The sequence below is a fragment of the Ruegeria sp. AWH4_226 genome, assembly GCF_056159225.1.
In genome coordinates, this window is sequence record NZ_JBSWUU010000001.1 from 175221 (window position 1) to 186998 (window position 11778).

General features: G+C 57.9%; 11 protein-coding genes. 8 read left to right on the forward strand and 3 right to left on the reverse strand.

The features are described from left to right. Positions 1-24: 24 nt before the first annotated feature. Positions 25-450 (forward strand): GlcG/HbpS family heme-binding protein, encoded by a 426-nt coding sequence (locus tag ACXAET_RS00865; protein WP_475179624.1) that lies wholly within the window; start codon positions 25-27, stop codon positions 448-450. 205 nt (positions 451-655) lie between these two features. Beyond that, positions 656-1432 carry a gamma-glutamyl-gamma-aminobutyrate hydrolase family protein gene (locus ACXAET_RS00870; protein WP_475179625.1) on the forward strand — a complete coding sequence of 259 codons (777 nt, stop codon included), beginning with the start codon at positions 656-658 and terminating at the stop codon, positions 1430-1432. A gap of 85 nt (positions 1433-1517) precedes the next feature. Here the strand turns inward: ACXAET_RS00870 and ACXAET_RS00875 are convergent, their stop codons facing one another. After that, positions 1518-3758 (reverse strand): xanthine dehydrogenase family protein molybdopterin-binding subunit, encoded by a 2241-nt coding sequence (locus tag ACXAET_RS00875; protein WP_475179627.1) that lies wholly within the window; start codon positions 3756-3758, stop codon positions 1518-1520. 3 nt (positions 3759-3761) lie between these two features. Beyond that, entirely contained in the window at positions 3762-4226 is a 465-nt protein-coding gene (locus ACXAET_RS00880; RefSeq protein ID WP_224890653.1) for a (2Fe-2S)-binding protein, read from the reverse strand. A gap of 99 nt (positions 4227-4325) precedes the next feature. On the opposite strand from ACXAET_RS00880, the gene ACXAET_RS00885 reads away from it, so the two are divergent. Continuing rightward, a complete protein-coding gene (locus ACXAET_RS00885) occupies positions 4326-4904 on the forward strand; it encodes a TetR/AcrR family transcriptional regulator (protein WP_475179634.1) in 579 nt (192 codons plus the stop codon). Here the strand turns inward: ACXAET_RS00885 and kynU are convergent. Next, positions 4897-6090, reverse strand: coding sequence for a kynureninase (gene kynU / locus ACXAET_RS00890; RefSeq protein WP_475179636.1), 1194 nt, complete (start codon positions 6088-6090; stop codon positions 4897-4899). The genes ACXAET_RS00885 and kynU overlap by 8 nt on opposite strands. A 174-nt stretch (positions 6091-6264) precedes the next feature. On the opposite strand from kynU, the gene ACXAET_RS00895 reads away from it, so the two are divergent. The 5 genes from ACXAET_RS00895 to ACXAET_RS00915 all read left to right on the forward strand — a co-directional run bounded on the left by ACXAET_RS00895 (position 6265) and on the right by ACXAET_RS00915 (position 11773). Next, positions 6265-6714, forward strand: a complete 450-nt coding sequence (locus tag ACXAET_RS00895) for a methyltransferase family protein (protein WP_475179641.1) — start codon at positions 6265-6267, stop codon at positions 6712-6714. A gap of 129 nt (positions 6715-6843) precedes the next feature. Further along, positions 6844-8415 (forward strand): Re/Si-specific NAD(P)(+) transhydrogenase subunit alpha, encoded by a 1572-nt coding sequence (locus ACXAET_RS00900; RefSeq protein WP_475179646.1) that lies wholly within the window; start codon positions 6844-6846, stop codon positions 8413-8415. Between the two features lie 13 nt (positions 8416-8428). Beyond that, positions 8429-9883, forward strand: coding sequence for an NAD(P)(+) transhydrogenase (Re/Si-specific) subunit beta (locus tag ACXAET_RS00905; protein WP_475179651.1), 1455 nt, complete (start codon positions 8429-8431; stop codon positions 9881-9883). Between the two features lie 149 nt (positions 9884-10032). Beyond that, positions 10033-10389, forward strand: a complete 357-nt coding sequence (locus ACXAET_RS00910) for a VOC family protein (RefSeq protein ID WP_475179656.1) — start codon at positions 10033-10035, stop codon at positions 10387-10389. Between the two features lie 106 nt (positions 10390-10495). Continuing rightward, the gene (locus ACXAET_RS00915) at positions 10496-11773 is read left to right on the forward strand and encodes a DUF3422 family protein (protein WP_475179660.1); all 1278 of its coding nucleotides are present in this window, start codon (positions 10496-10498) and stop codon (positions 11771-11773) included. Positions 11774-11778: the final 5 nt, after the last annotated feature.

The following is an 11778-nucleotide window of genomic DNA, read 5'->3' on the forward strand; positions in this document are numbered from 1 at the left end:
CCTGAAAACACGATAGGACAGAAAATGGCAGTTTCTTTGCGCAAAGCCCGCACGATCATCCGCAAAACCCTTGAAAAAGGTCATGAGATGGAGCTGAAACCCCTTTCAGTCGTTGTGTTGGATGCCGGTGGGCACGTCATCGCATTTGAGCGCGAAGATGGCGCGGCCCCAGGTCGGTTCCCGATCGCGCATGGCAAGGCCTATGGCTCGGTCATGTTGGGTATGGCGGGCACCGCGCAAATGCAGCGGGCCGAGGCACAGGCCTATTTCATGGCAGCGGTAAACGGTGTTTATGGTGGGCAGGTCGTGCCGGTTCCGGGCGGCATCCTTCTGCGGGATCGCAAAGGGGCTGTTATCGGCGCAGTTGGTGTCACGGGCGACACGTCCGACAATGACGCCGTTGCAGGCATGGCCGGGATCGAGGCCGCTGGTTTGACCGGAGAAATCTAAGTTGGATCACCGCGCCGAGGCAGAGCCTTGCCAGTTTGAGGTTCAGGCCCCGGCATGGACAACTCTCCGGCACGCCTGAGGTTTCTGGATCACACTGTGCGTCACTGAACACTGCTTTGCGCTGTCATACAGGGCGTGTATTGTTGCACGTTCGATCCACTGCGGATAGCGTTCGTGTGAACAAGAAACCAGCAAGGGAAGCGGCATGTCTCGACCGGTCGTCGGTATCATCGGTAACTCCTACATCCTGAATGATGAGTACCCGACCCATGCGGGCGGAACGATGAACTCGGACGCGGTTGCGAATGTTTCGAACTGCCTGCCGCTGCTTATTCCGTCCGACCCACGCTATGTCTCGGTCGAGGAACTGTTGGAGGTCTGCGATGGGTTTCTGCTGACTGGTGGGCGCCCGAATGTGCACCCCGAGGAATACGGCGAAGACGCCACCGACGCCCATGGAGAGTTTGATCGGGCGCGGGATGCGATTACGCTACCTCTGGTCCGGGCCTGCGTCGAGCGCGGTCAACCATTCATGGGCATCTGCCGCGGCTTTCAAGAGGTCAACGTGGCCATGGGCGGTACGCTGCATCCTGAAATTCGCGATCTGCCGGGTCGGATGAATCACCGCATGCCACCCGATGGCACGTTGGAGGAAAAGTTCGCCCTGCGCCATGTGGTGACTCTGTCTGAGGACGGAGTTTTTCATCAACTGTTCGGAGCGACCGAGGTTATGACGAACACGCTGCACGGGCAGGGGATCAAAACAGTTGGCGAACGCGTGGTCATTGACGGCTATGCCCCGGATGGCACGCCGGAGGCGATGTATATCCAGGACGCCCCGGGTTTTACTCTTTCGGTTCAATGGCACCCGGAATGGGATGCGATCAACGATCCTGTTTCTCGACCGCTATTTCAGAAATTTGGTCAGGCCGTTCAGACATGGTCGACCTGCGGACGGGCCGCGTTTCGCCGGATCGCTTGAAGCCAGTTGTCTGTTTCCCACAGAAGAGTGACGTAGATGTCCCGCTTTCCACGTCGGAAAGCGGGACATCCACGCCTGATTCGTGTCAGATCAGCAGGTTAAACTGCTGATTCAGCGGCAGTTTGCGGGCGCGCTCTCCGGTTAGGTCGAACAGAGCATTTCCAAGCGCAGGCATCGATGGGGGCGTGCCGGGTTCGCCCGCGCCACCCATATGGCGGTTGGTTTCCAAGACGCGAACTTCGACCTGCGGCGCAGTATGCATGCGCAGCGCATCATAGTCGGGGAAGTTGTACTGCTCGACTTCGCCCTCGGCAAAGGTGATCTCGCCATAACACGCGGCTGACAGCCCGTACATCATGCCGCCAAACATCTGCGCCTTGACGTTCTCGGGGTCCAGGGCCAGCCCCATGTCACACGCGATCCAGGCCTTGCTGATGCGAATGGTACCGTCCTCGTCAACCACCTCGATGACCTGAGCAACCGGAGTGCCAAAGCTGTAGGTGAAGGCAACGCCCCGGCCCACACCGTCCGGCGTCTGACCTGTCCAACCTGACATTTCCCTAACGGCTTCCAGACATCCGGCCGACGGGGCATGCTCGGTCTTCATCAACTCCAGCCGGAATTCGAGCGGGTCCTGACCAGCGGCGTGGGCCATCTCATCCATAAAGGTTTCGTGGAAGAATCCGTTATGGCTGTTTCCGACCGAACGCCAAAACCCCACAGGAACATCCAATTTGGCGATGTGGCCGCTCATTCGGTAGTTCGGCACCGCATAGGGTTGGTTGAAAAAGCCTTCGACCAGTACTTTGTCCGGGCCAGCGCCGGGCATTCCGGTATAGCGTGTCACTGCCTGCTGTGTGCAGGATTGCGCCGCGACTTTGCCATCGAACAGCACTGCCTTGCCGTCCTGAACTGCGCCTCGCATGCGGGCGATGGCACCGGGGCGGAAATAGTCATGGCGCATGTCTTCTTCGCGGCTCCAGGTTGTCTGCACCGGAGTGCCGGGCATCGCCATGGCAACCTTGGTGGCAATTTCACCAAAGTCCAACTCACCCCGGCGACCAAAACCGCCACCTAAGTAAGTGGTGTGAATTTGCACTGCCTCAGTGTCCAGATTGGCCGAGTTAGCAACGCGGAACTTAATCAGGGTCGGGGCCTGATTACCGCACCACAGTTCGAGCGCATCGCCGGTAAACAGTGCTGTTGCGTTCATCGGCTCCATCGTTGCGTGGGCCAGATAAGGCACTTGGTACTCAGCCGTAATCTCGGTCGCACCGTCGGGTGTGACGCTAACATCGCCGTCATCCCGCATGGTCGAGTTCGGGGCCTCGTCAAACGCTTCGGCAATTTTTGCAAAGATGCCTTCGGTGTCTGGCGGGTAAGGGGCGTCTGCCCAGTCGACATCAATCGCTTCGACCGCCTGATTGGCCAGCCATGTGTTGTTGGCGACTACCGCGACCCCGCCACCCAAATCGACTACTTTTTCAACCCCGGGCATGGATTTCGCAGCACTGTCGTCATAGCCGTTCATCGCGCCGCCCAGCTTGGGGTTCATGCGAATGGCGGCGAATTTCATACCGGGCAAGCGAACGTCGACTCCGAATTCTGCGGTGCCGGTTGCCTTTTCCACCATGTCCAACCGCGGTTGGGTCTGGCCGAGATAGCGCCATTCTGACGGATCCCGCAGAGGGGCCTCGATCGGCTCAAGCTTGGCCACTTCAGTGGCCAGCTCGGTGTAGGGGATCTGGTCTCCGTTCGGGGCGATGACACGACCCGACACCGTTTTTAGTTCACTGCGGTCAACGCCAAGCCGGTCCGCCGCGGCCTGTTTCAACGTCTCGCGGGCCGAGGCTCCGGCTTGACGCATCCGCTCAAACCCATCTTTCATTGAGGTCGAGCCACCGGTCACCTGCAAGCTGAGCGTTTTGCCAAGAACACCCAACGCTTCGCCCAGATTGTGCTGGAAATCGGAGATATCATACCCTTTGTTGGGCAGGCCTTCCCCTATCAGGGCCGAGTTATAGTAAGCCGCCGCCGCAGGGCCGTGCAGAACGGTGATCTGATCCAGATCGACATCAAGTTCCTCGGCAATCAGTGCAGCCCATGTCGTCTGAACGCCTTGCCCCATTTCGGCGCGGGGTGCAAAAAGGGTAACGCCATTTTGGTCGATCAAAACAAACGGGTTCAGCGCCGCCTGACCATCACCGGGTTTCAACGGATTCACAGCGGGACGGCTGACGTAATAAGCACCGAACGCCACGCCGCCGACAATCGCGGCCGAACCGATCAGAAAGGTGCGACGAAGGATTTTACCAACGGATGCCATTGTTCACGCCTCCTTCAACTTGCTGGCTGCGTCATGAATGGCAGCGCGAATGCGAGGGTAGGTGCCACAGCGACATAGGTTGCCTTGCATGGCGTCATCAATATCCGTGTCCGAGGGGGCAGGATTTTCCGCCAGCAACGCAGCGGCCTGCATGATCTGACCTGATTGGCAATACCCGCATTGCGCTACTTGGTGATCGACCCACGCTTGTTGGATTGCAGCCATCGCATCAGGCGATCCGATCCCTTCGATTGTCGTAACATCGCCCCAGACATCCGACAGTGCCACTTGGCATGAGCGTACGGCTTCACCATCAATATGAACGGTACAAGCCCCGCAGGCCGCAACACCACAGCCGAATTTGGTTCCGGTCAAACCGACCTCATCCCGCAATACCCAAAGCAGGGGTACGTCGTCGGGCAGGTCAATCTGATGTTGCTTTCCATTTATCTTCAGGGCGGTTGCCATGGCGCACCTCATATAGCTGTGGCTGGGTTCTGACATAATTGTCGTAAAATGTCACTATGTCAATTGACAAAATATACAAAAGATGTCACGGGTTCAGATATGACGGACACAGTTGACGATCCACGACAAAAGGCAATCCTGGCATCGGCCTTTCAGGCGTTTGCCGCTTATGGGTACCGGAAAACGTCGATGGATGACATCGCGCGCGGCGCCGGCATGTCCCGCCCGGCAGTGTATCTGCACTACAAGAACAAAGAGGCGATCGTCAGAAAACTGACTGAGGTTTATTACGCCGATAAAAGCGCGGCCGTTGCCGAGGCGCTGGCAACCGCAGGCACAGTGCCCGAGGTTCTCACACGTGCAGTGCAGGCACAAACTGCAGGGATGGCGACCATATTGGCCTCGCCTCACGGGCTTGAGATGCTGGACAACACCAAGTCCATGGCGGCCGACATCATTGCCGAGGGTGAAGCTAAACTGGCGGGTCTTTATGCAGACTGGCTGACGCAGCAAGCGCAGGCTGGCCGGGTCAAAATGCCAGCAGACGCGGCCGAAACCGGGTGGACAATCACGGCCACGCTGAAAGGGCTCAAGCTGGCCGGCGCGGGGGCCGAGACCTATGAAAAGCAGGTTGCCCAGATCGCGTCCCTGATCGGCGCGGGGCTTGAGGTCAGGTAACCCGCTGCTGCACTTTGTACTCGGGCGCGTCCCACAGGCGGTTGTTCATGATATCGGCGAGGATCTCAACCGCGCCTTCCACATCCTGTTCGTCGATGTAAAGCGGGGTGAAGCCAAAGCGCATGATGTTGGGCGCACGGAAATCTCCGATCACACCGCGGGCAATCAAGGCCTGCATGGCGGCATATCCGTCATCAAAGCGGAACGAAACCTGACTGCCGCGTTGGTTCGGATCACGCGGGCTGACCAGCTCCAGCTCGGGGCAGGTTGCTTCGACGCGGGCAATGAACAGCTCGGTCAGATCAATGGACTTGGCGCGCACATCGGCCATATCCGCCATGTCCCAGATATCCATCGCGGCTGACAAGGCGGACATTTGCAGGATCGGAGGGGTTCCAACACGCATCCTCTCAATCCCGGTGCCGGGGCGGTAGTCCAAGTCGAAGGCAAAGGGTGCCTCGTGCCCCAGCCAGCCTGACAGGGCCGGTCGTGCCCGATCCGCAAGGCGTGGCGCGACATAGATAAAGGCTGGCGCGCCCGGTCCTCCGTTCAGATACTTGTATGTACATCCCACCGCGAAATCGACGTTGCAGCCGGTCAGATCGACGGGGATCGCACCGGCAGAGTGGGCCAGATCCCAGACTGTTACTGCACCGTTTGCATGTGCCAGTTCGGTCAGTGCTTTCATGTCGTGCATGCGACCGCTGCGATAGTCGACTTCGGTCAGCATAAGAACAGCGACATCTTCTGTGATATTCGCGGCAACATCCTCGGGCGCAACAACGCGCAGCTCATAGTCGGACCCGAGCGATCGCAACAGCCCTTCAACCATGTAAAGATCGGAAGGGAAGTTACCGCTGTCCGACAGTACAACTTTTCGGTCAGGACGCAGTTCCAGTGCCGAAGCGACGGCCTGATACACTTTGATTGACAAGGTATCGCCGGTCACGATCGATCCGGGCGCGGCACCTATCAACCGCCCGATGCGATCCCCCAAAGCCGTGGGCAGCGCCATCCAACCAGCCTTGTTCCAGCCCGTGATCAGCATCTGCCCCCATTCGTTGGCCATCATGTCATTCACGCGCTTACCCGCAGCGCTTGGCAGGGGGCCAAGCGAATTGCCATCCAGGTAAATGATGCCCTCGGGCAGGTCGAACATGGCTTTGGTTGCGGCAAAGTCGGTCATACTTGGGTCTCTACCTTCGTACTGCGTTGCGGTGATTTCGTCTGGCGTATCCTATCCATTTCTGCCTGTCCATCGATGCGACAACCTGAACTTTTGCCAATCCGGTCTCAAAGCGGTAGGACAGCGCTCAGAAATGTCACGTGCTTTACGTGATGTAAGGCCCGAGAACTGACTATGCGCTGGATTGATATCCCTCCTGTTTGGCTTGCCGGATTTGTCTTGCTGGCGTGGTTACAGGCGCGTCGCCTGCCCATGGGGCTGTCACTGGAAAGCGGTTTGACTGATTTGCTGAGCGGTTTTCTGATCGGGGGCGGCATCTTGATAGCGGTCATGGCGGTCGTCGAATTCCGCCGTCACAAAACAACCGTTGTTCCGCATCAGACACCCGATGCGTTGGTGCAGTCGGGTATCTACAAGCGCAGCCGCAACCCGATCTATGTTGGCGATGTTCTGATATTTGCTGGGTTGGTCCTGCGGTTCGATGCAGTACTGTCTCTGATATTGATCCCGGTTTTTGTCTGGGTGCTGGAGCGCCGCTTTATCCTGCCCGAGGAAGACCGCTTGCGCCGCACTTTTCGTGCTGATTTCGCCCGCTATGAACGCAAAACCCGCAGATGGATTTAGCATGGCACCAACGGTGACACAGCGTAACGATTGCCATGCTTGTGAAACAATGTTGCGCAAGATAAACGTTTGCTTAACAAAGAATACCGCTCACCCGCTCGAACTGAGTGAAATTTAGGGGGACTGCCAGTGAAAATAGGCACACCGAAAGAGATATTTGACGGCGAGAACAGGGTTGCTATGACGCCTGACTCAGCTGTGCAATTGCAGAAACTTGGCTATGAGTGCCTGATCGAAAAAGGGGCTGGTTCGGCGGCTGGTTTTTCCGATGCAGCTTATGAGGCTGCCGGTGTAGAGGTGGTCAAAACTGCCGCAGCATTGTGGAAGGCGGCTGACATAATTGCCAAGGTTCGGGTGCCGACCGAGACAGAGCTGAAGCGCCTGACCAAGGGCAAGACGTTGATCTCGTTCTTTAATCCTGCAGGGAATGAAGAGGGGATGGAATTGGCCAAATCCAAGGGCGCAAACGTGATCGCCATGGAGATGGTGCCGCGTATCTCACGTGCGCAGAAAATGGATGCGCTGTCGTCCATGGCGAATATTGCAGGCTATCGCGCGGTGATCGAGGCGGGCAACAACTTTGGTCGTTTCTTCACCGGTCAGGTGACCGCGGCCGGTAAAGTGCCGCCAGCCAAGGTTCTGATCGTCGGAGCAGGTGTGGCCGGTCTGGCCGCGATCGGGACGTCGACCTCGCTGGGTGCAATCACCTATGCGTTCGACGTGCGCCCTGAAGTGGCCGAACAGGTCGAATCCATGGGGGCCGAATTCGTTTATCTGGACTTTGAAGAAGACCAGCAGGATGGCGCGGCCACCGGCGGTTATGCATCGGTCCAGTCGGAAGAGTTCCGCAACGCGCAGCTGGCCAAGTTCCGTGAACTGGCACCTGAGATGGATATCGTCATCACCACCGCCCTGATCCCCAACCGCCCGGCGCCCAAGCTGTGGCTTGAGGATATGGTCAAGGCGATGAAGCCGGGCTCGGTCATCGTTGACCTTGCGGCGGAACGCGGCGGCAATGTCGAAGGCACTGTGCCGGACGAAAAGGTCGTCACCGACAATGGCGTCACCATCATCGGCTATACCGACTTCCCCAGCCGGATGGCGGCACAGTCCTCGTCTCTGTATGCGACAAACATCCGTCACATGATGACGGACCTGACGCCCGAGAAGGACGGCCAGATCAATCATGACATGGAAGATGATGTGATCCGCGGTGCGACCGTGACCCATGAGGGTGAGATCACCTTCCCACCGCCGCCGCCCAAGGTGCAGGCGATTGCGGCGCAGAAAAAGCCCGAGGTCAAGGAACTGACGGCGGAAGAGAAGAAGGCGCAGGAAATCGCGGCGTTCAAGGCGCAGACCAAACAGCAGTTCACTCTGCTGGGTGTGGGCGGCGCGCTGATGCTGTTGGTGGGGCTGGTTGCTCCGGCCAGCTTCATGCAGCACTTCATCGTCTTTGTGCTGGCGATTTTCGTAGGCTTCCAGGTGATCTGGAATGTCTCGCATTCGCTGCACACACCGCTGATGGCGATCACCAATGCGATCTCGTCGATCATCATTGTGGGCGCATTAATGCAGATTGGGTCGGGGTCGATCCTGGTCATTCTGCTGGCGGCGCTGTCTGTCTTCATGGCCGGGATCAACATCTTCGGCGGTTTCCTCGTAACCCGGCGCATGCTTGCCATGTTCCAGAAATCTTAAGGAGGCCGGGCACATGGAATTTGGCTTCACTACTGCCGCCTATGTTGTTGCGGCTGTTCTGTTCATCCTATCGCTCGGCGGTCTGTCTAACCAGGAAAGCGCCAAACGCGCGGTCTGGTATGGCATCGTCGGTATGGCGCTGGCGGTCTTTGCCACTCTGGTCGGCCCCGGTTCGGGTCTGTGGCTGCTGTCGATCCTACTGATCATCGGCGGCGGACTGATCGGTCAATATGTGGCGCAGCGCGTGCAAATGACCGAGATGCCGCAACTGGTTGCCGCGATGCACTCGCTGGTTGGTCTGGCGGCTGTGTTCGTAGGTTTCAATGCGCATTTCGAGATCCAGAATGTCGCTGAGGTCTTTGCCATCGCGGATGCCGCGAGAGAGGTCGAGTTGGACGGTTTGGGTGCCTTTGCCCAGCTGATCGCCAAAAAGACCCCGGCGGAACTGGCGATCCTGCATGTTGAACTCTTCCTTGGTATCTTCATTGGTGCGATCACCTTTACCGGCTCGGTCGTAGCCTATGGCAAACTGGCAGGTAAGGTGACGTCGGCCGCGACCAAACTGCCCGGTGGCCACGCTTTAAACGCTGCGGCGGCGGGTTTGTCGTTCATCTGTTTGATCTGGTACACCAGCTCTGGCGGTTTCTTCCCGCTGTTCCTGATGACGCTGGCGGCGCTGTTCATCGGCTATCACCTGATTATGGGCATCGGTGGCGCCGACATGCCGGTGGTTGTGTCGATGCTGAACAGCTACTCGGGCTGGGCGGCTGCGGCGATCGGCTTCAGTCTTGGAAACGACCTGCTGATCGTGGTCGGTGCGCTGGTGGGATCAAGCGGTGCGATCCTGTCCTACATCATGTGCAAGGCGATGAACCGGCATTTTGTCAGCGTGATCCTCGGCGGCTTTGGCGGTCCGCAAGGTGAGCAGATGGCGGTGGAAGGTGAGCAGGTTGCCATCGACGCCGACGGTGTTGCGGCGGCTTTGAACGATGCCGATAGCATCATCATCATCCCTGGATATGGCATGGCCGTGGCGCAAGCACAGCAGTCGGTCTCCGAATTGGTTCGCAAGCTGCGCGCCAAGGGCAAAGAGGTGCGTTTTGCGATCCACCCCGTTGCCGGTCGTCTGCCGGGCCACATGAACGTGCTGCTGGCTGAAGCGAAGGTACCCTACGACATCGTTCTGGAAATGGACGAGATCAACGAGGACTTCCCGGATACGGATGTTGCCATCGTCATCGGCTCAAACGACATCGTAAACCCTGCGGCGCAGGAAGACCCCAACAGCCCCATCGCCGGCATGCCGGTTCTGGAATGCTGGAACGCCAAGCAGGTGTTTGTCAGTAAACGCGGCCAAGGCACTGGATATTCGGGTATTGAAAATCCGTTGTTCTTCAAAGAAAACACCCGCATGTTCTATGGCGACGCCAAACAATCGCTCGATAAGTTGATACCGATGATCGAGTGATCAAGGGTTTTATCCAAACACCGAGGGCGCCCTAAGGCGCCCTTTTTTTGTTCTCGGGCGCGCTTTGTCTTTTGATCCTCAGGATATCGGCAGCCGGTTAAATCAGTCTGATGTGGTATGCTTGCGCTGAGCTGTATCGGAGGAAGGGCATGCAAAAAGTTAACGGTATAGGGGGAGTCTTCTTCCGTGCGCGCGACCCACAAGCGTTAAGCGCCTGGTATGAGAAAAATCTCGGCGTCAATCACTACGATCCAGTGCCGTGGAAGCAGCGGGAAGGGTACACGGTTTTTGCACCCTTCGCTCAGGACACCACGTATTTCGGACGGGACGAGCAACAATGGATGATCAATTTCCGCGTTGATGACTTGGACGCCCTGATCAAGCAGCTGAAGGCAGCGGGAATAGAGGTTGAGACCAACCCGGACTGGAACAGCGAGGTCGGAAAATTCGCACGGATACACGACCCCGAGGGCAATCCGATCGAGCTGTGGCAACCAAATCAATGAGATAGCGGGAATGTATACTGTTGTATCCGTGTAAGTAACTGAAAAAAAACGGAATTGATGTATTCTGGGTGTGCCGTATAGTGCCACGGACGAAACGGAGCACCGCATGACGCCCATGGACGACCACCCGCTACGCTATACCTTGGCCAATGAACTGCACGCTCGCCCTTTTCCGGTGGCCGAAACGCCATGTACCGTGGTTTTTCTGGCGATCAAAAAGCCGGTGGCCGCAGTGGCTCGTGATCGCAGCGAGGACTTGACGCATCTGATCGACCTTTTGGACCGGCACGGTGCGCAGCATCCGCAGCCGAACGCCACTCATTTCGCGGGGCAGATCGGTCGCCACTGGCTCAAGTGGGAACAGCATACCGAATTCGTCACCTACACTGCGATTACACAAAACGTCAGTGACCGTCCGTTCGATCCGGCGGATTTTGAGGTTTTTCCGAAAGACTGGCTGTCGACCTGTCCGGGGCAGCGGATCACTTCGGTGATGTTGCGCGTGGTCGAGCGCGAAGAGGATGGCGCGGTCAAGACCGCCTTGGCCGATTGGTTCGAACCGGAAAGCCTCGCGGTGGCGCGCGTGTTGGACGACTCGGCCATATGTGCCAGCGATTTTCGGATAGATGCCACAGGGCATATGCGGTTTGCCCTTTTTGTTGCGAAAAGTACGGGGCGGCGCAGGACAGGACGGATTATTCAACGCCTGTGCGAAATCGAGACATACAAAGCCATGTCGATGCTGGGCTTTGCCCGCGTCAAACAGTTGTCGCCCCGTATCGGGGCGTTGGATGGCAAACTGACCGACCTGATGGGCCAGATGACCAACAATTCGGCCCATCCTGACGAGTTGCTTCCCGATTTGCTGGCAACCTCAATCGAGTTGGAGACCCTCTCAGCCCAATGCTCTTTCCGGTTCGGGGCTACGGGCGCCTATGAGGCGATCGTCGACCAACGGATCAAAGCGCTGAGGGAGGAGCGTTTTGAGGGCGGGCAAAGCTTCGCTGATTTCATGATGCGCCGCTACGATCCTGCCATTCGAACGGTGAAATCGACCGAACGCCGATTGCAGGCATTGTCCGACCGGGCGATCCGCGCGGGCGAATTGCTGCGGACACGCGTGGATGTGGAACGCAGCGCACAGAACCAGGCTTTGCTGGAAAGCATGGACCGCCGTGCCGACCTGGCCTTGCGGTTGCAACACACGGTCGAAGGATTGTCGGTAGTGGCTGTCAGCTACTATGCCGTTTCGCTGGTTAGCTATCTGTTGTATCCCCTGACAAGCTCCGAGGTCAGCAAAGGCACGCTGACGGCCGCGGTGACGATCCCCGTGGTTTTGATCGTTTGGTTTGCGGTCCGGAAGATCCGCGGAAAGCTCAGGTAATCCGC

What these genes read in the sequence shown, in the direction of transcription:
- ACXAET_RS00910 (WP_475179656.1), top strand. Translation starts at nt 10,033, where the DNA reads ATGCAAAAAGTTAACGGTATAGGGGGAGTCTTCTTCCGTGCGCGCGAC.
- ACXAET_RS00880 (WP_224890653.1), bottom strand. Translation starts at nt 4,226, where the DNA reads ATGGCAACCGCCCTGAAGATAAATGGAAAGCAACATCAGATTGACCTG.
- kynU (WP_475179636.1), bottom strand. Translation starts at nt 6,090, where the DNA reads ATGACCGACTTTGCCGCAACCAAAGCCATGTTCGACCTGCCCGAGGGC.
- ACXAET_RS00875 (WP_475179627.1), bottom strand. Translation starts at nt 3,758, where the DNA reads ATGGCATCCGTTGGTAAAATCCTTCGTCGCACCTTTCTGATCGGTTCG.
- ACXAET_RS00885 (WP_475179634.1), top strand. Translation starts at nt 4,326, where the DNA reads ATGACGGACACAGTTGACGATCCACGACAAAAGGCAATCCTGGCATCG.
- ACXAET_RS00895 (WP_475179641.1), top strand. Translation starts at nt 6,265, where the DNA reads ATGCGCTGGATTGATATCCCTCCTGTTTGGCTTGCCGGATTTGTCTTG.
- ACXAET_RS00865 (WP_475179624.1), top strand. Translation starts at nt 25, where the DNA reads ATGGCAGTTTCTTTGCGCAAAGCCCGCACGATCATCCGCAAAACCCTT.
- ACXAET_RS00915 (WP_475179660.1), top strand. Translation starts at nt 10,496, where the DNA reads ATGACGCCCATGGACGACCACCCGCTACGCTATACCTTGGCCAATGAA.
- ACXAET_RS00905 (WP_475179651.1), top strand. Translation starts at nt 8,429, where the DNA reads ATGGAATTTGGCTTCACTACTGCCGCCTATGTTGTTGCGGCTGTTCTG.
- ACXAET_RS00870 (WP_475179625.1), top strand. Translation starts at nt 656, where the DNA reads ATGTCTCGACCGGTCGTCGGTATCATCGGTAACTCCTACATCCTGAAT.